Origin of the sequence: Leuconostoc miyukkimchii (genome assembly GCF_019656055.1) — a bacterium.
Taxonomy (GTDB): domain Bacteria; phylum Bacillota; class Bacilli; order Lactobacillales; family Lactobacillaceae; genus Leuconostoc; species Leuconostoc miyukkimchii.
In genome coordinates, this window is record NZ_BPKY01000001.1 from 137,690 (window position 1) to 155,452 (window position 17,763).

Annotated in this window: 19 protein-coding genes; 17 read left to right on the forward strand and 2 right to left on the reverse strand. The window is 37.7% G+C overall.

Going from position 1 to position 17,763, the window contains the following annotated elements; all coding sequences use genetic code 11:
- Window positions 1-25: 25 nt before the first annotated feature.
- The 4 genes from ruvB (at window position 26) to ruvA (ending at window position 3,667) form a co-directional block, all read left to right on the forward strand.
- Window positions 26-1,084, forward strand: coding sequence for a Holliday junction branch migration DNA helicase RuvB (gene ruvB / locus K5Q13_RS00660; protein ID WP_373306364.1), 1,059 nt, complete (start codon window positions 26-28; stop codon window positions 1,082-1,084).
- Complete coding sequence (locus tag K5Q13_RS00665; protein WP_220738817.1) at window positions 1,084-1,947, forward strand: metallophosphoesterase family protein; 864 nt, start codon at window positions 1,084-1,086, stop codon at window positions 1,945-1,947. The genes ruvB and K5Q13_RS00665 overlap by 1 nt, the downstream gene beginning before the upstream one ends.
- A complete protein-coding gene (queA, locus tag K5Q13_RS00670) occupies window positions 1,940-3,001 on the forward strand; it encodes a tRNA preQ1(34) S-adenosylmethionine ribosyltransferase-isomerase QueA (RefSeq protein ID WP_220738819.1) in 1,062 nt (353 codons plus the stop codon). The genes K5Q13_RS00665 and queA overlap by 8 nt, the downstream gene beginning before the upstream one ends.
- Window positions 3,002-3,073: 72 nt before the next feature.
- A complete protein-coding gene (gene ruvA / locus K5Q13_RS00675) occupies window positions 3,074-3,667 on the forward strand; it encodes a Holliday junction branch migration protein RuvA (RefSeq protein ID WP_220738821.1) in 594 nt (197 codons plus the stop codon).
- 34 nt (window positions 3,668-3,701) lie between these two features.
- On the opposite strand, the gene K5Q13_RS00680 is transcribed toward ruvA, so the two are convergent.
- Window positions 3,702-4,334: a deoxynucleoside kinase gene (locus K5Q13_RS00680; protein WP_220738823.1), complete on the reverse strand. Its 633-nt coding sequence runs from the start codon at window positions 4,332-4,334 to the stop codon at window positions 3,702-3,704.
- Window positions 4,335-4,431: 97 nt separating this feature from the next.
- Complete coding sequence (gene mscL, locus K5Q13_RS00685) at window positions 4,432-4,812, reverse strand: large-conductance mechanosensitive channel protein MscL (RefSeq protein ID WP_220738825.1); 381 nt, start codon at window positions 4,810-4,812, stop codon at window positions 4,432-4,434.
- Window positions 4,813-5,072: 260 nt separating this feature from the next.
- Between mscL and K5Q13_RS00690 the strand changes: the two genes are divergently transcribed.
- The 13 genes from K5Q13_RS00690 (at window position 5,073) to K5Q13_RS00750 (ending at window position 17,722) form a co-directional block, all read left to right on the forward strand.
- A complete protein-coding gene (locus K5Q13_RS00690) occupies window positions 5,073-5,264 on the forward strand; it encodes a hypothetical protein (RefSeq protein WP_220738828.1) in 192 nt (63 codons plus the stop codon).
- On the forward strand, window positions 5,245-5,769 hold the full coding sequence (locus K5Q13_RS00695; protein WP_246574096.1) for a PH domain-containing protein: 525 nt from the start codon (window positions 5,245-5,247) through the stop codon (window positions 5,767-5,769). Before K5Q13_RS00690 ends, K5Q13_RS00695 begins: the two co-directional genes overlap by 20 nt.
- Window positions 5,762-7,231 carry a PH domain-containing protein gene (locus K5Q13_RS00700; RefSeq protein WP_220738830.1) on the forward strand — a complete coding sequence of 490 codons (1,470 nt, stop codon included), beginning with the start codon at window positions 5,762-5,764 and terminating at the stop codon, window positions 7,229-7,231. The genes K5Q13_RS00695 and K5Q13_RS00700 overlap by 8 nt, the downstream gene beginning before the upstream one ends.
- 88 nt (window positions 7,232-7,319) lie before the next feature.
- The gene (gene rpsP, locus K5Q13_RS00705; RefSeq protein WP_220738832.1) at window positions 7,320-7,733 is read left to right on the forward strand and encodes a 30S ribosomal protein S16; all 414 of its coding nucleotides are present in this window, start codon (window positions 7,320-7,322) and stop codon (window positions 7,731-7,733) included.
- A gap of 139 nt (window positions 7,734-7,872) precedes the next feature.
- Window positions 7,873-8,472 (forward strand): 5' nucleotidase, NT5C type, encoded by a 600-nt coding sequence (locus K5Q13_RS00710; protein WP_220738834.1) that lies wholly within the window; start codon window positions 7,873-7,875, stop codon window positions 8,470-8,472.
- 202 nt (window positions 8,473-8,674) lie between these two features.
- Window positions 8,675-9,439: a DeoR/GlpR family DNA-binding transcription regulator gene (locus K5Q13_RS00715; RefSeq protein ID WP_220738836.1), complete on the forward strand. Its 765-nt coding sequence runs from the start codon at window positions 8,675-8,677 to the stop codon at window positions 9,437-9,439.
- Complete coding sequence (pfkB, locus tag K5Q13_RS00720) at window positions 9,436-10,353, forward strand: 1-phosphofructokinase (protein ID WP_220738838.1); 918 nt, start codon at window positions 9,436-9,438, stop codon at window positions 10,351-10,353. The genes K5Q13_RS00715 and pfkB overlap by 4 nt, the downstream gene beginning before the upstream one ends.
- Window positions 10,354-10,361: 8 nt before the next feature.
- Entirely contained in the window at window positions 10,362-12,290 is a 1,929-nt protein-coding gene (locus K5Q13_RS00725; RefSeq protein WP_220738840.1) for a PTS fructose transporter subunit IIABC, read from the forward strand.
- A gap of 172 nt (window positions 12,291-12,462) precedes the next feature.
- Complete coding sequence (locus tag K5Q13_RS00730; RefSeq protein ID WP_220738842.1) at window positions 12,463-14,256, forward strand: DNA-binding protein; 1,794 nt, start codon at window positions 12,463-12,465, stop codon at window positions 14,254-14,256.
- 100 nt (window positions 14,257-14,356) lie between these two features.
- On the forward strand, window positions 14,357-14,851 hold the full coding sequence (locus K5Q13_RS00735; protein ID WP_220738844.1) for a methylated-DNA--[protein]-cysteine S-methyltransferase: 495 nt from the start codon (window positions 14,357-14,359) through the stop codon (window positions 14,849-14,851).
- Window positions 14,852-14,877: 26 nt separating this feature from the next.
- Window positions 14,878-15,399 carry a ribosome maturation factor RimM gene (gene rimM / locus K5Q13_RS00740; RefSeq protein ID WP_220738846.1) on the forward strand — a complete coding sequence of 174 codons (522 nt, stop codon included), beginning with the start codon at window positions 14,878-14,880 and terminating at the stop codon, window positions 15,397-15,399.
- The gene (gene trmD / locus K5Q13_RS00745) at window positions 15,399-16,133 is read left to right on the forward strand and encodes a tRNA (guanosine(37)-N1)-methyltransferase TrmD (protein WP_013975108.1); all 735 of its coding nucleotides are present in this window, start codon (window positions 15,399-15,401) and stop codon (window positions 16,131-16,133) included. The genes rimM and trmD overlap by 1 nt, the downstream gene beginning before the upstream one ends.
- A 437-nt stretch (window positions 16,134-16,570) precedes the next feature.
- Window positions 16,571-17,722 (forward strand): glycosyltransferase family 2 protein, encoded by a 1,152-nt coding sequence (locus tag K5Q13_RS00750; protein ID WP_220738848.1) that lies wholly within the window; start codon window positions 16,571-16,573, stop codon window positions 17,720-17,722.
- Window positions 17,723-17,763 lie beyond the last annotated feature (41 nt).

The window sequence follows — 17,763 nt, forward strand, 5'->3', positions numbered from 1 at the left end:
TTATAAAGGTGGTAAAATTATAACTATGGTGGCACAACAAGAACCACAATTTAACCAATGGTATGACGAAAATACCACAGACGATAAATTATTACGTGATGCGGCGGCAAATGAAGCTGAACAACATAACGAATTATCATTGCGTCCGCAATTTTTGCGTGAGTATATTGGACAAACTGCCTTAAAAGATGAACTCAATGTTTATATTTCTGCGGCGAAACAACGTGAAGAGGCATTAGATCATGTGCTTCTTTTTGGACCACCTGGATTAGGTAAGACAACATTGGCAATGATTATTGCTAATGAAATGGCAGTGCATATTAAAACAACTTCTGGTCCAGCAATTGAAAAACCTGGTGATTTAGTAGCCTTGCTAAACGAGCTAGAGCCAGGAGATATATTATTTATTGATGAAATTCATCGTTTGCCAACAAATATTGAAGAAATTATGTACTCTGCAATGGAGGATTATTTCGTTGACATTATGGTGGGTCAAGGGCCAACAGCCAGAGCAGTACATTTTCCATTACCGCCATTTACCTTAATTGGCGCAACGACACGTCCAGGTATGTTGTCAAAGCCATTGCGTGATCGGTTTGGTATTATTAATTCAATGGCTTATTATACGCCAGAAGAATTACAAGAAATTGTTATCCGTTCTTCTGATATTTTCAAGGCACCAATTAAAACTGAAGGTGCTTATGAGGTGGCTTTGCGTTCTCGTGGCACACCACGTATAGCTAATCGCCTATTAAAACGTGTTCGTGATTTTGCTCAAGTTCAGGGTAAGGCTGCCATTGATAAAGATATTGTTGATGTTGCTTTGCATCAGTTACGCGTGGATAATCGCGGCTTGGATGAAACTGATCACAAGTTTTTAGGTACCATGATAACGTATTATAAGGGTGGACCTGTCGGATTGAATACAATTGCGGCCAACATTGGCGAAGAAGCTGAAACTTTAGAATCAATGGTGGAACCTTATTTGTTACAAATTGGCTTTTTGCAACGCACGCCTCGTGGGCGTGTGGTTACTGAAACTGCCTATGAGCATCTTAAAATACCATATCAAAAGGAATTGTAATGCAATATATTGTTTCGGATACACATTTTAATCACGATAAAATTTTGTTTTTTGATCAATCACGTGCAGAATCGCTTAGAAAACTTGGTATCGAACCAAATATTGAAAATATGGACAGTTATCTTGAAAAGGCATGGAATGATGTTGTAACAAATGATGATACTGTTTATTTTTTGGGTGACCTTGGCATGTTTGGAAAAAAGCAAGAGTTTGTTGCACAATTGATACGTTTAAATGGTAAAAAGGTATTTTTTAAGGGGAATCATGATCATACTGATCAAATAAAAGCTGCCTTAAAAACACCAGAAACAGGTATCGTTGAATTTGTTAAAACAGCCAAAGCGCTCAAAATAAATGGCATCCAAGTGTGGCTTAGTCATTATGCAATTGATCTACCATATCCAATATTATCTATACACGGACATATTCACGAAGCTGAGTACAAGTCAGCGGGCATGGTCAATCTGTCCTTAGATTCTGCATACATGCAAACTCGAAATTTCGGTGCGCCAATTAGTTTTGATGAACTGACGCCAACTTTAATTGCTCGTAAAGAGATGATTACACAAACATATCAAATTGAATCAGAAAATAAACGCTATGATCGTATGATAGAGCGGGCCTTTTCTGAAACAATTACAATTAATAAACCAACAGCAAGTCAACGGCATCAGTTGGCTTTACTAGTTGATTATCTCAACACACATGATTTAACCTATGCGGATGTTTTGGAAAAATTCAATATACCAAATGTTGACAAAGTCATTAATGAGGTAGAAAAAGAAAAGGTCGCGCTAACAGGATTTGAACTTGAACAGGCAGCTAAGACACAAGATAATAAGATTGAGGAAAAAGATGACTGAAGAAACACACTACCAATTATCAGATTTTGATTATAATTTACCAGAAGAGCTGATTGCTCAAACACCCTTGAAACAACGTGATTCTTCACGTTTATTGGTGCTTAATGCTGATAATGGTGCTTATGAAGATAAGCATTTTTATGATATTTTAGATTATGTGGCGCCTGGTGATGCGATTGTCATGAATAATTCGCGTGTTTTGCCAGCGCGGCTACATGGCGCACGACCTGAGACAGGCGGACATGCGGAAGTATTATTATTACGTCAGGATCATGGGGACGTTTGGGAGACGCTTGTTAAACCAGCTAAAAAGTCACCCGTTGGATCGACAATCGTTTTTGGTGATGATATCAAAAATCCTATTATGACTGCGACAGTCGTTGGCGAACTTGAACATGGTGGTCGATATATTGAGTTCCATTATAACGGTATTTTTATGGAACTATTGGAAAAATTAGGGGAAATGCCGTTACCACCATATATTAAAGAAAAGTTAGATGATCAAGAGCGATATCAAACGGTTTACTCAAAGGTTGAGGGCTCTGCAGCCGCACCAACAGCTGGTTTACACTGGACACCAGAACTATTAGATAAAGTCCGTGCTAAGGGTGTTAAAACAGTTGAACTCACCTTGCATGTTGGTTTGGGGACATTCCGACCAGTTGAAGAAGAAAATATTGAAGATCATCACATGCACAGTGAGTTTTATCAGTTGAGTCAAGAAGCTGCAGATACTTTGAATGATGTGCATGCTCACGGCGGTCGTGTGATTGCAACTGGAACAACTTCTATCCGTACCCTGGAAACTATTGGTTCTAAGTTTGATGGGAAATTACAAGCAGATTCAGGGTGGACTGACATTTTTATCAAACCAGGCTATCATTGGACAACAGTTGATGCTTTTATTACGAATTTTCATTTACCAAAATCAACATTAGTCATGCTAGTTGCAGCATTTACCGGACGTGAGAATATTTTGAACGCCTATCAGCATGCGGTAGATGATAAATATCGTTTCTTTAGTTTTGGTGACGCCATGTTTATTAAACGTTAATTTTATTCTTTGCGACAATTCTTGTTTTTTATATGATAAACTAAAAACATTGAGTTTAAGGGAGAATGAAACGTGTACGAGTATATCAATGGTTTAATTACAAATATTTATCCAGCTTATCTGGTTATTGCGGATCGTAGTGGCGTTGGGTATAAATTATTTGTAGCTAACCCTTATCGATTTGAACAAAATGTGGAATCTCATGTTTATGTTGAACAGGTTGTTCGTGAGAATGAAATGACGCTGTACGGGTTTATCGATGAGAACGAAAAAAAATTGTTCAATAAATTATTAAATGTTTCTGGTATTGGACCTAAAAGTGCATTAGCAATTTTAGCTAGTGGGGATGCTACTGGATTAATTCAGGCTATTGCAAATGATGACGCAACATATTTAACACAATTTCCTGGTGTGGGTAAAAAAACAGCACAACAAATTGTGCTTGATTTAAAAGGTAAATTGGATGATTTGGCTGATGATGCCGGTGTATCAACGACAGAAACGTCAACTGCACATATCAACCAAAACTTGTCTGACGCGTTAGCAGCACTTGAATCATTAGGATATAGTGCTAAAGAGGTTGCAAAGTTGGAAAAAACTTTGGCTTCTCAACATGATACAACAGATGGTTATATTCGTTCAGCACTGAAGCTTTTAGTTCACTAAAAAAACGTACCCAGTATTTTGAGGGGTACGTTTTTTAATGAATTGTTTTTAAAGCATCGTCGATTTGTTGTAGGATAATTTTTTGGTTCTCTTTTTTCTCTAAATCAAAAGTTTGTAAGTCTATTTTGATTTTTGGAGAGGCATCATATGCTTCAAACCAATCGCGATATGCCGACCACATACGGAAATAATATTGGCGTAAATCATCGTTATGGTCAAATTGTTCATAATCACGACCACGCTTTTTGATGCGGTATAAAATCGTTTCAAAATCTGTTTCTGCATAAACTAACAAATCAGGGGCTTTTTTAGGTAATTTTTGTAATTCAGCCATCATATTGTCAAGTAAATTTGTGTAGACACTCATTTCAGCATCGGTGATGTTACCATCTTTATGATTTTCTGACGTGAATAAAGCATCTTCATAAATTGAGCGATCTAAGACATTGTTATCATCTTCCAACGCTCTTTTAATCATGTCAAAACGACGATTAAGAAAATAAATCTGTAATAAAAATCCATACTGTTTTGGGTCAGAATAATAAAGTGGGAGTACGGGATTATCACCCACCGGTTCATAAAAGGCTTGCGTGCCAAAATGCTCAGCAATCAGTCCAGTTAATGTTGTTTTTCCAACGCCAATCATTCCTGCAGTAATAATCACCATGACGACCTCCAATAATTTAGTAACTTAATAACTATACAAAAAATCCATCCAAATGACAAGGTCAGGTTTTGGATGGATTTTCTATAAAAGACGAATATTAAGCCTTTTTTTCAGCTTCCAACAAATCGCGAATTTCAGTTAAAATTTCTAATTCAGGATTTACCGTAGCTGCTTCCTCTTTATTCTTACGGAAAAGACGGTTAATGACTTTAATTAATAGAAAGACCACAAAGGCTGTAATTAAGAAATTAATGACGTCATTCAAGAATGCACCATACTTAAAAGTGAGTTGCTGAGTGATAACAAGTTGTAGTTTTGCTAAATCTGAAGTACCACCAGTAACAAATGTGATAATTGGTCCAAGCAAATTATTTGTTAGTGACTTAACAATAGCAGTGAAGGCACCACCAATAATCACACCAACTGCCAAATCAAGTACGTTGCCACGCATGATAAAAGTTTTGAATTCTGAGAGCATAATAATAGTTGTGCATAAGAAATTATTAACTATATGCACTTTCCTTTCATTTCTAATATTCTCTATAACATTATTTTACCCGAAAACATCAAGATTACAATATATTCAGAAAAATTTGCTGTTTGTTTAATGTAAAATTGTAAAAAAGATCATTTTCAAACACACTGTAACCCCAGCTATATCCTATGAATCACACCTATTCTCATGAAATAAAATCCGAGGCATGATAAAATATAAATAATTGGTTGAAGGAGAAGACTATGAACGAAAAAGAGCAATGGGCTGCATGGCATGAGCAGTTAATTGATATTATTAATGATATCAACACACCACACACACTGGGTGGCATCACTAATGAAGCCAATCGTGCACACGACTCACGATTAGCACGACGTGCATTAGATAATCTTATTATACTAAGTGAAGAAATTAATGCTAAACGTCATGATTAAAACAAACCAAGGTATGATACCAAAAGATGCGCAAAGTTTACCACAATCTGTCAAAAAAATGTGGTTATTAATTAATCTTTTGGGCCTAGCAGTTATTTTAATTGTTGCTGTAGTGATCAATATATTTTTAAAATTTGACTGGCAGAATCCAATATTACTTGGCCTGAATGGTGTAGTAGGCATTCTGTTAATTATTGCAATTGTAGATATCGTTCTTATTCCGTATAATTATCATTTTTATAAGTATATTTTAAATGAAGATGCTATTTCTGTTTACAAAGGGTTCTTTTTGCGTAAATCAGAAACGATTCCATTAAATCGTATTCAAAATGTGGATACAAGGCAAGGCCCGATTCTCAGATTGTTTCATTTACACAATATAGTCATTGTGACTGCGGCTAATGCATTTAAAATTGAAGGAATTAGCGAAGATGTTGCACAATATTTAAGAACGCAATTAATTTCGGCTGCACGGCAAGCGCGTGAGGTAGAAACCGATGAATAATCGCAAACATCAGTCGAAGTTAGCGATCTTAGCAGAGTCGATTTCTGCCTTACGAACCATTATTTGGCCCATCATATTCATCTTTTTCCGAGGTGGCAATAGTTGGTACATACAAGGGTTGATAGTTGTTGGGCTATTAGTGCTATCAGTCATACTTGGTTTACTTAACTGGTGGTTCTTCACGTATCAAATTACACCCCATGAAATATCATTAACACGCGGTATTCTTGTTAAAAAACAGGCGCACATACCTTTTGAGCGTGTTCAGACAATTACACGAACACAGCCAATCTATTTTCAGCCATTCCATGTATTCAAAGTTAGTATTGAAACTTCTGGTAAAAATGATGATAAGTTATTATTTAATGCACTAGCCTTAAATGAAATTGAGAATATTGAGTCGCTACGCAAACAAGCGCAAACAAAACGGCATGAAGAGCAAGTTGTTAATGATCAAGAGCCAAAAATAGATGCACAGTATCAAATTAATAATCGAGAGTTATGCGTTTACGCTTTAACCTCATTAGGCAGCTTAGGAACAATTGGTGTTGCAGTTGCCATCTTAACAAATATTAATGATTTATTGCCTAATAATTTTCAGAATCAGTTTAACCATTGGATAAATAGTCAAACAGTTGCTAGTTATGCGATGCTAATTGCTATTGCTGTATTTGTTGGTTTTATTGGTGCTTTTTTACGTCTATATAATCGCTATTTTCAATTCACAATAAAACGTACTGCTGCTCAGTTATTTCTTTCACGCGGTCTGTTGACGAAACAAAATGTACAATTACGTATGTCTCGTATACAAGCGGTTCACTACGAACAGTCGTTGTTACGCCGTTTGGTTGGTCTGATGTCAGTGAGTGTTTTATTGGCTTCATCAGTGTCAAATGAAGAGGTAGATAAGCAAACGAGTATTATGCCTGTCGTAAAGGAAGATGACACGGATCCAGTATTGAAGCAATTTTTACCTGATTATCAGTTTGGTCGACCTCAAAAAGCGCCAATGGTTGAAAAAGCAATATTTTATCAGTTACGCTATGTCTTTTTCATAAATTGTGCCATAATCGCTTTTGTGTCAGTAGTATATACGTTATTTAAAACATTGACACATATTCAGATGCCATATGACTTCGCAATAATGAGTGGTGTATTTTTTGTACTACTTGTTTATTCGCTAGCTTCTGCATACGCTAAGATAGCCATGCAAGCTATTAGTGTTGATGAAAATTATATGATTATACAAATAGCGATGGGGTTTACCAAGAATATTTATTTCATACCGCGTGAAAAAATTCAGAGTTTTTCAACCACGCAAACGATTTTCATGGTAAATAAAAATGGACAACATTTTAACGTTATTATACGCGATGGTGATGGCAGGCGACAAGTCTCGTTGCGCTACCTTGATCAGGCTGCCCTAGACAAAATTACGAATTGGCTAGTTGATGTCAAGTAAAAACACTTGACATCAACTGTATTTAGTGCGATACTAGTTAAGTAAATTAAAGTGCAAAAAGCACAAAAGAAATTTGGAGGACATTAATATGTCAGTTAAGATCCGTTTGAAGCGTATGGGTGCAAAGAAGCGTCCATTTTACCGTGTTGTTATTGCTGATTCACGTTCACCTCGTGATGGCCGTTTTATCGAAACAGTTGGTACATATAACCCAATCTCACAACCTGCAGAAATCAAGTTGGACGAAACAAAGATTTTGTCATGGTTGAGCAATGGCGCACAACCATCAGAAACTGTTCGTAACTTGTTGAGCGAATCTGGTATTTTGGCAAAGCATGCTGAATCAAAGTCAGGTAAGAAGCCAGCTTCTGCCAAGGCAACAACTTCAGTAGCAAAGCCAACAGAAAAGAATACAGTTGCTGAAATTAAAGCTTATTTGGATGCCCAAGGCACAGAATACGCTTCTTCAGCTAAGAAAGCTGACTTGTTAGCTTTGGTATAAAAGTTAATTTGTTATAAAAGGAGTCAAACGTCATGTCATGGTGTTTGGCTTTTTTTGCGAAATATTCACATATCCGCTATAATAAAGTTATCCAAATTGGGAAGCGCTTTCTTTAACTTTGGAAATAACGGAGAAAATAATGTTAACAAAACCTAAATTGTTTTTAGATATGGATAACGTCTTGGTCGATACTTTACCCGTTTTAAATCGTATTGATATGACAAATCAAACAGTCGAAAAGCCAGATCAAATTCCTGGTATTTTTCGCCATTTACCACCAGTAGCCGGTGCAGTTGCTGCGGTTCAATCTTTGTCAGATGTGTATGAATTGCATATTCTATCGACTGCACCCTGGAAAAATGCCAGTGCTTGGCAAGATAAATTATCTTGGTTGGCACAATATTTTGGAGATGATGCGTCTAGCCCATTTTATAAACGAGTCACGTTAACCCATGATAAAGGCCTTGCCCATGGCGCAGGTGGAATTTTAATTGATGACCGTCCTTATCATGGCGCAAGTGATTGGCAGGATGCAAGCACAGATAGTCTATGGTTACAATATGGTTATGATCCAAAACTGATTTGGTCAAATGAACTTGTGTCTTATTTAAAACTAGTTGGTCAAGCGTACCAGACTTCTGGAAAACTACGTGAGAGTGCAGAGCAAGTTGCACAACAATCAGGATATCAACTTTTTAGTAGCGATGGCAGCTTTGAAAAAGCAGCTTGGGAAGCTTAACTTACAACGATGCAATAAAGAAATGTTATACTCTAAAGTTTAAAAATAATCCATAATTTTTTATACCGTGTAGCCTTGATTGGGTTGCACGGTATTTTTTTGAAACTTTATGAACTAATTTGGTGTTAATAACTTGCAAAAATGTTTAAAAAGGGTTATTATTGTTTTGTAAAGAAAGCGCTTACATTTAACGGAGAGAATCATGATAGTAGAGGAACGACAGAAACGATTACTCAGTGTGATCCAAAAAAACAAATTTATTTCATTACAAGAATTAAAGGCGGTAACGCAAACTTCAATATCAACGATTAGACGAGACATTGAAAATTTAACAGCAACAGGACATGTGCGTCGTGTACATGGTGGCGTTGAGTTTATCGAGCCAGACCGAACTGACCTAACAGTTAACCAACGTGTACCGATTTATCAAGCTGATAAGCGTAAAATTGCGCAAAGAGCCGTACAACAGTTAGCAGGCGGAGAAATCATTTTTCTAGATGCTGGATCGACTACAGGAGAAATGATTTCTTATCTGGCAGATAAGAAGCCTGCGGTGACGGTGGTAACCAATTCGGTTCATCATGCCGCTAGGTTGTCTGACCTCATGATTCCGGTGATGATTATTGGCGGTCAGGTCAAACAAACGACTGATGCTGTTATTGGTGCAGCTGCAGTGGCTCAAATTAATAGTATGGTATTTGATGTCAGTTTTGTTGGGGCAGATGGGTTGTCAGTAGATTTTGGATTGACGACACCAGACTTGGAAGAAGCAGCGATTAAACGCGCTGTTGTGGCTCGTTCACAACTCAGTTATGTTTTAGCAGATGCCAGTAAAATTGGCACGGCATCTTTTGCAAAAGCTGTTGATTTAGAACAAGTTGTGCTGGTGACGGCACAACTAACAACAGAACAACGTGCGCGATTAAAACATGAAATGACAGTTTTAGAGGCGGAGGGCACCTTATGATTTATACAGTTACATTAAATCCATCACTGGATTACATGACACGATTAGACAGTTTAACGCTTGGTGTAACCAATCGAGCACAATCTGAAACAATTTTTCCGGGTGGTAAGGGAATAAATGTGAGTCGTTTGTTAGGAAATTTAGATATTGATAATACAGCTTTAGGATTTTTAGGTGGCTTTACCGGTCAGTATCTTCAACAAAGATTAGCCCACACGCATATGAAACAAGCATTTACCCCAATTGCTGGACAAACACGCATTAACCTTAAAATCAAAGCAGCAATTGAAACTGAGATCAATGCTACCGGTCCGGCAATTACCGATCAAGAAGTTACCAATTTTTTAGACAACTTCGAACTGTTAACGCAACAAGATGTTGTTATTTTATCAGGGAGCGTGCCTCGTAGTTTGAATCCTGCAATTTATCAACAGTTACTTGTAAAAATTTTGGCACAAGGCGCACGCTTTGTCATTGATACAACAGGTGAGCAGTTGCAGTCGGCATTGGCTAGTCATCCTTTACTAGTCAAACCTAATCGTGGTGAATTGGCACAGCTTTATCATGTGAGCTTAGAAACGCAAGATGATTTTATCAAATGGGGTAGGCAATTAATTAGTGATGGCGCGCAGTATGCTATTGTGTCACTTGCAGGAGATGGTGCATTGTTCTTTACTGCTGATGCGCAGTACTTTGCTAAACCAGTATCTGGTCAGGTCAAAAATTCAGCTGGTGCTGGCGACTCTATGATTGCTGGATTTATTGGTACCTGGTTATCAACTAAAGATGACTTGGAAAGCTTTAAAATGGCTGTAGCAAGTGGTACCGCAACAACATTTAGTGATGATATTGCAACAAAACAAAAGATTTTAGATATTTACCAACAAGTTAATATTATCCCATTAGATAGGTGAGGCATATTATGAAAATTAGTGAATTATTAATACCCGAAGTCATGGTTTTAGACTTACAAGCGACTACAAAAGAAGCAGTTTTCAATGAAATGATTGACCAACTTTCAAAAGCGGGTCGCATTACGAATAAACAAGAATTTTTATCTGGTATTTTAGCGCGTGAAGCGCAGACAACAACTGGCTTAGGTGATGGTATTGCAATGCCCCACGCTAAAAATGAAGCTGTTAAATTACCAACAATTGTGTTTGGCAGATCTGAAAAAGGTGTTGATTACCAGGCAATGGATGGCGAACCTGTGCATTTGCTATTTATGATTGCCGTACCTGCTGACGCAAATAATACGCATTTAGAAGCCTTAGCCAGTCTATCGCGGTATCTTTTACAAGATGGTTTTACTGATAAATTGAAACAAGCTGAAACACCGACTGACGTCTTGGCATTATTTACAGAACAAGAAGAGACAGTGGCACCAACACATCAGGTCGCTGCTGACGCACCGTACTTGGTTGCCGTGACAGCATGTACCACAGGTATTGCCCATACTTATATGGCTGAGGAATCTTTAAAAAAACAGGCTGAAAAATTAGGCATTCAAATTAAAGTTGAAACAAATGGTGCTGGAGGCGTGGGTAATCGGCTGACTGATGAAGAAATTGCTCGCTCACAAGGTGTGATTATTGCGGCTGATAAAAAAGTTGAAATGGCGCGCTTTGATGGTAAGCCACTCATTAATCGGCCAGTCGCCGATGGCATTCGTAAGCCAGACGAATTAATAAAGTCCGCACTAGATCCAGCTGCACCTATTTATCACAGCCAAGAACCTCATGAAAATCATGTTGCTGGTGGCAATGGTGCACAGTCAATTGGTAAAGCATTCTACCGTCACTTAATGGGTGGTGTGTCAAGTATGCTCCCATTTGTAATTGGTGGTGGTATTGCCATTGCGATGGCATTCTTGATTGATCAAAGCTTAGGTGTCCCACAAAATGCTTTAGCTCAGTTAGGTTCCTACCATCCAATAGCTGCATTGTTTAAACAAATTGGTGGCGCTGCCTTTAACTTCATGTTACCTGTATTAGCAGGATATATTGCTTACTCCATCGCTGAAAAGCCAGGCTTAGTTGCGGGATTCGTGGCTGGTGCGTTAGCTGCTAATGGCTATAACTTTTACAACGTTGGGTTAGATCCAGCGCATGCGCCAATTCCTTCAGGTTTCTTGGGAGCTTTGGTCGGTGGTTTCTTGGCTGGTGGCGTGATGCTGCTACTCAAGAAGGCACTTCAAAAGTTGCCTAAGTCATTGGACGGTATTAAAACGATCCTATTCTACCCAGTATTTGGTGTCCTATTGACTGGGTTTGCGATGTTATTTATTAATATTCCAATGTCTGCCATCAATACTGGTCTTAATGGCTTCCTATCTGGCTTAGATGGGACAAACGCAGTACTTCTAGGGGCAATTCTAGGTGGCATGATGGCAATTGATATGGGTGGCCCAATTAACAAGGCGGCTTATGTCTTTGGCACAGGTACGTTAGCTGCGACAGTGTCTACAGGTGGTTCGACAATCATGGCCGCCGTTATGGCAGGTGGTATGGTACCGCCTTTGGCAATATTTGTTGCGACACTATTATTTAAACATAAGTTTAGTCAACAGGATCGACAAGCTGGCTTGACAAATATCGTGATGGGGCTTTCTTTCATCACAGAAGGTGCAATTCCGTTTGCCGCAGCTGATCCAGCTCGTGCAATTCCAAGTTTCATGTTTGGTTCGATCTTGTCTGGTGGTCTGGTTGGTTTGACTGGTATTAAATTACTTGCACCGCATGGTGGTGTTTTCGTTATAGCTCTGACGAGTTCACCGATACTTTATATTATTTTTATAGCAGCAGGTGCTGTGGTTTCTGGTATTATTTATGGGACATTAAAAAAAGCATAGTGTTGTTTAAAGTCTAATTGTTGATTATCACATTAGACTTTTTTTAATGCATGAAAATCAACGTTGGTAAGTAGACTATCTTTGTGATAGATGTTACTTTATAATGGTATAGTGAGTTATGTCGGATTAAAGTCACTTGACTCTAGTGACGACAAATTATTTGGAGGTTTTTATGTTATTAAATTTTATTAATGTGACCCTGGTGTTTAGTATTGGGTTACTATTGATGAACGTGATTGCTTTGGCAATTAGTCGACGAACTAAGTTCTTTTTACTAACAACGTTGATCGAACTCATTGTGATTTATCTGGTGTTATATATTCAAATGCCACCAAAGAACATGACAGCGTTGTTAAACATTAATCTGTTTCTAGCTATTGGGGCAGTTATTATTAATTTTATTGGCAATGTCGGCTTGTCTGCTGTAGATAAAATACGTGAATTGGGACAAGAAAGCAATCATAAGCATGCGCGTAATGTTAATGTGCCTGATAAACAAGTGCATTTTTTGCGACGTTATATCGTTGTTGCTTTGGTGCCAATTGCGTTGTGGTTTATTGTTGGCGCAACCGCATTTGTCACAAAAATTACAAGTATTGATAATGTTTATGAGTCTATTCCAACGCAAACAAAGCGTTCGGCAGAGTTATTGACTTCAGCTAAAGATATGCCAATCGCACTGGCACCAGATACTGCAAAACGTAAAATGCAGCAAAAATTTAGTGTCATTCCAAATTCAAACATGTATGAATTAGATGGTATTACAGCACAAACAGTTAATGGTGAGTACGTGTATGTTGCAACGGTTGAATTTAACGGATTCTTCAAGTGGCTAAAAAATAAATACGTTCCAGGTTATTTCATCATTAGTGCAACAGATGTTAATGCGCAACCTAGATTTGTCAAAGAACGCTTGAAATATACGACGTCAGCGTATCTCAATGATGATGCTGCCAGAAAAATCTATGCTAAAGCCCCAACCTATGCTAGTACTGGTCGTATGAATTTAGAAATTGACGATAAGGGTGTGCCTTATTATATTCAGACTTTGTATCGAGAATATGGTGTATCTGGACGTATGAAATTTAATGAGTTTAAAACTGCCGTGCTTAATGCACAAACCGGTGTTGTTAAAATTTATGATGCCAATAAAGCGCCAAAGTTCATTGATGCGCCCATTACTAGTTCTGCAGCCAATCAAATGAATGAATTTTACGGTCGATACCAAAAGGGTTGGTGGAACCAAACATCATTAGGTGCAAAGCGCGATGTCAAGGTGCCAACGGATAACGGCATTTATTCTGGTGGACAAATCACACCATTAATCGATTCAAAGGGTCATTTGGTATACTTTACGGACTTCACCTCTGGTAACAACGATCAAGACTCAGCATTGGGTTATTCATTAGTTGATGCCCGAACTGGTCAATTAACTTATTATCGTGATACGCGCTCAGGTCTGATGGATTCAGATGGTGCTATTAGTATCGCAGATAAGATATACCCCGAAAAGAAGTGGCAAGCGCATATGCCAATTTTGTATAATATTGATGGCACGCCAACATGGGTGGTTTCATTATTAGATACAAAGGGAATTTTCAAAAAATATGTCTATATCAATGCCATTGATAATGATATTGTCATTGACGGTGATAACGCCCAAGAATCATTAGATGATTATCGAAAAGATTTAGCAGAATCTGGGTCAAATAATCGTTCAACAGATCCAAAAACGCAGAAGACATTTACTGGTAAAGTATCTCGTGTGGCACTGGTTAATGATGGTAAGACAACAATTGTTAATTTTATGATTGACGGACAACCAACTGTCTTTAAAATAGATGCTGATAGTAATCCGACGGTTGTTTTCCTAAAATCAGGGGATGAAGTATCATTTAAGGCGAATGTTTTGGATCAAGCTAAAATCGCAACGATTGACGATATCACAATTAAAGATTTGAAATAATAAATGGAAAACGGTTATTGCGGTAACTGTTTTTTTATATAGAAATGATATAAAAAATGACGTATAATTAGCATACTTAGAGACTAGAAAGGTAGACATCATGATAACCTATGACACAGCACCGTTTTTGGATCGACAATTGACGCTTTTTAAAAGTCGTGATGCCCTTGTTTTCATCAGTCTGGCGGATGATGCATGTGCGGATTTTCATTCTTTCTATCCTGACGAACACGTGACACGTGATGAAATACCAGAAATGCGTTATTTTCAAAGTTATGCTGCTGGTCAATTTGTTGATTGGGCACAACTAAAAACTGCGTATCTCAAGGGAACGCCATTCCAGCGCGATGTCTGGCAAGCCATGAATAATATGAAATTATCTGAGACACTGACTTATTCTGAATTAGCAATCCGTGCCAACCATCCAACAGCTATTCGAGCAGTGGCCTCGGCAGTTGGCCGAAATCCATTAACGATTATCAATCCATGCCATCGTATTCTGCCAAAAAGTGGTGGGATTGGCAAGTTTCGTTATGGTTCAGTGATTAAACAAGCCATATTAGCATTAGATCAACAGCTGATATTAGTAAAGTGACAGTAAAAATCTGATATAATAACATTATGACAAATACAGAAAATTATTTTAAAGTTGGCACTATTGTGAATACACACGGCATTCGTGGAGAAGTAAAAATCATGGCAATTACTGATTTTGCTTCTGATCGTTTTAAAAAGGGTGCTGAGTTACAAATCGATACAAATCAAGGGTTTGTTCCAGTGAAAGTGCAAGCATCACGCATGCACAAAAACATGTGGTTAGTCTTATTTGAAGGCGTCACAAATATTAATGAGATTGAAAAATATAAAACACATGATATCTATGTATATGGCGAAGAACGTGCAGTATTAGGCGATGATGAGTATTATTATGATGAAATCATTGGTTGCCGTGTTGTCGATCTTGCTGGCAATGCGATTGGCACAATCTCTGAAATCATGGAAACTGGCGCCAATGATGTCTGGATTATCCAGCGTGATGGCAAGTCGGACGCCTTAATTCCTATGATTGATGATGTTGTTAAGCAAGTAGATGTTGAGAATAAGTTGGTAACAATTGACGCGCTGGAAGGGTTGATAGATTAATGCGGATTGATGTTTTAAGTTTGTTCCCTGATATGTTTACGCCCTTGAAACAATCGATTTTAGGCAAAGCAATTGATAAAGGGGCGTTAGATTTTCATGTCACAGATTTTCGTGACTATACCGACAATAAGCATAATAACGTTGATGACTATCCATTTGGTGGTGGTGCGGGGATGTTATTGATGGCGCAACCTATTTTTGATGCGATGTCTGCTGTTGAAAAGCAAGCTGGCAGTAAGGGACATGTTGTACTACTCGACCCAGCTGGTCGTAAATTTGACCATCATGTTGCGGAAGAATTAGCACAAAAGGAGCACTTAACCTTTATTGCCGGCCACTATGAAGGTTATGATGAACGTATTCGTGAATTAGTTGATGATGAAATATCGTTAGGTGATTATGTTCTAACTGGCGGAGAACTTGGTGCCATGGTTATTATTGACGCAACAGCACGATTTTTACCTGATGTCTTGGGGAATAATGTCAGTGCTGCGGAAGATTCATTTCAAGATAACCTACTAGAATTTCCACAATATACACGACCTGCTGAATTTCGTGGGCGGAAAGTACCAGATGTGCTAATGAGTGGTAATCATGCAAAAATTGCTGATTGGCGTCTCAAAGAGTCATTAAGACGCACATGGCAACGACGACCAGATCTACTAGCAAACCGCCCCCTAACAAAAAAAGAACGCGACCTACTAGATGATGTAAAGCACGAGTCCGAGCTTTAGCTCGCAACCGTGACTTATCTCAATGGAATGGTGGTAAAGCACGAGTCCGAGCTTTAGCTCGCAACCGTGACTTATCTCAATGATACAAAGAAAAAGCAAAGCACAAAATATGTGCTTTGCTTTTTTGTAATATTAACGTAATGGCATAGTTGTCTACTAATCGGTATACTTGAGGTATAAACATTAAAGATAGATTAAAATATTGACGTTTCGTTGATGTGATAAAAATTCTAATCTCATGATGGTAAACACGTTCCTAATAAAATTGTAGCTAGTCCTTAAAAGCCAATTCATCAGTCAAAGATTGTTGTGTCTTTAAAAAAGGGAAAAACTTAATACTTAAAGCTCACAATCTTATCAAGCAAGATGAAACTGGCAATCAGGCTGTCTATTGGCTATTTTATCGACACAGTTGATGAGAAGTGAGGATACTAAAAATGAATCAAGATGAATTTAAAGTATCAGTTGTTATAGCACATTACAATGCTGGAGAGTACATTCGTAAAGCGTTAGACTCTCTAGTTCGGCAAACAATGCCGCAAGAAGATTTTGAAATCATCATTGTTGATGACAAAAGTACGCAACCGTTGGATATTATTCAAGCGTATCGTGATAAAATATCACATTTAAAAGTAATTATTGAAGAAAAAAATCATGGCTATCCTAGTATTCCTAGAAATCATGGCATTGATAACGCACGAGGAACTTTCGTGATGTTGATGGATCAAGATGATAATCTAGCTGACGATACGTTACAGGCCTTTGTGACATTTGCTGGTGATGATTCGGATGTCATCATTGGTAAATATGCAGCAGGTAAAAAATTTAATGGTACACAGGTGCCATTTAAAATTAGACATAATATTAAAAATGCTGATATGGTAAAAAATCACATTTTAAGTACACTAGCGCCACATAAGATGTACCGTAGATCGATGTTAAATGCGCATCATGTTCGTTTCTATGACAGTGGCTATATTCCAGTCGAAGAAGATCAAGTGTTCAACATCAAGGCTTATTCGGTAGCTAGAAATATTTCGATTTTAGCAGATAAAAACTATTATTTTTGGAATCAACGAGATGATTTTGGTAATCTTGGCAAAAGTTCAACTTATACCTATGATGAACCATGGAAATTTTTAAATATTTTATCAGAAGTTTTTACTATTGTCGAATCATCACCCAAATGGACCACAGAATTAAAGTCACGGCTTAAAGCGATGTATATTGGTCGCTTATTCAATAGTGCGTATACTGATGTTCTTGAAATTATTAAGATTCAAAAAAATGAGCAACAAAGAGGCATATTAATTGCCGGTCTGAGAGAAATCATTAACAAGCGTATGGCTTATCCAAGTCTTTGGGATGTACCACAAGCGAGTCAGTGGCTTGTTCTGGGAATTAAGGAGGGGATGAACTATGATGAATTACTAAATCTCAAAACAGAGCTCTTTTTACCTAGTCGTTTATTAGTAGAACACACGTACTTTCTCAATGGTAAGCATGTGAGGGATATGAATATTAAAGGTCAATTTTATCCCGTGCCAATTGATTTTTTAGAAGATAGTGCGCCAATTGATGTCTGTTAACAGCGGATAATAATCTGTTGTGATGTTGTACATTTAAGGAG

Bases quoted from the DNA above. Each gene is read 5' to 3' on its own strand.
- pfkB (WP_220738838.1), top strand. From the start codon at position 9,436: ATGATTTATACAGTTACATTAAATCCATCACTGGATTACATGACACGA.
- rpsP (WP_220738832.1), top strand. From the start codon at position 7,320: ATGTCAGTTAAGATCCGTTTGAAGCGTATGGGTGCAAAGAAGCGTCCA.
- K5Q13_RS00690 (WP_220738828.1), top strand. From the start codon at position 5,073: ATGAACGAAAAAGAGCAATGGGCTGCATGGCATGAGCAGTTAATTGAT.
- queA (WP_220738819.1), top strand. From the start codon at position 1,940: ATGACTGAAGAAACACACTACCAATTATCAGATTTTGATTATAATTTA.
- trmD (WP_013975108.1), top strand. From the start codon at position 15,399: ATGCGGATTGATGTTTTAAGTTTGTTCCCTGATATGTTTACGCCCTTG.
- ruvB (WP_373306364.1), top strand. From the start codon at position 26: ATGGTGGCACAACAAGAACCACAATTTAACCAATGGTATGACGAAAAT.
- K5Q13_RS00725 (WP_220738840.1), top strand. From the start codon at position 10,362: ATGAAAATTAGTGAATTATTAATACCCGAAGTCATGGTTTTAGACTTA.
- K5Q13_RS00715 (WP_220738836.1), top strand. From the start codon at position 8,675: ATGATAGTAGAGGAACGACAGAAACGATTACTCAGTGTGATCCAAAAA.
- K5Q13_RS00750 (WP_220738848.1), top strand. From the start codon at position 16,571: ATGAATCAAGATGAATTTAAAGTATCAGTTGTTATAGCACATTACAAT.
- K5Q13_RS00700 (WP_220738830.1), top strand. From the start codon at position 5,762: ATGAATAATCGCAAACATCAGTCGAAGTTAGCGATCTTAGCAGAGTCG.
- K5Q13_RS00680 (WP_220738823.1), bottom strand. From the start codon at position 4,334: ATGGTGATTATTACTGCAGGAATGATTGGCGTTGGAAAAACAACATTA.
- K5Q13_RS00665 (WP_220738817.1), top strand. From the start codon at position 1,084: ATGCAATATATTGTTTCGGATACACATTTTAATCACGATAAAATTTTG.
- rimM (WP_220738846.1), top strand. From the start codon at position 14,878: ATGACAAATACAGAAAATTATTTTAAAGTTGGCACTATTGTGAATACA.
- K5Q13_RS00730 (WP_220738842.1), top strand. From the start codon at position 12,463: ATGTTATTAAATTTTATTAATGTGACCCTGGTGTTTAGTATTGGGTTA.
- K5Q13_RS00735 (WP_220738844.1), top strand. From the start codon at position 14,357: ATGATAACCTATGACACAGCACCGTTTTTGGATCGACAATTGACGCTT.
- K5Q13_RS00710 (WP_220738834.1), top strand. From the start codon at position 7,873: ATGTTAACAAAACCTAAATTGTTTTTAGATATGGATAACGTCTTGGTC.
- mscL (WP_220738825.1), bottom strand. From the start codon at position 4,812: ATGCTCTCAGAATTCAAAACTTTTATCATGCGTGGCAACGTACTTGAT.
- K5Q13_RS00695 (WP_246574096.1), top strand. From the start codon at position 5,245: ATGCTAAACGTCATGATTAAAACAAACCAAGGTATGATACCAAAAGAT.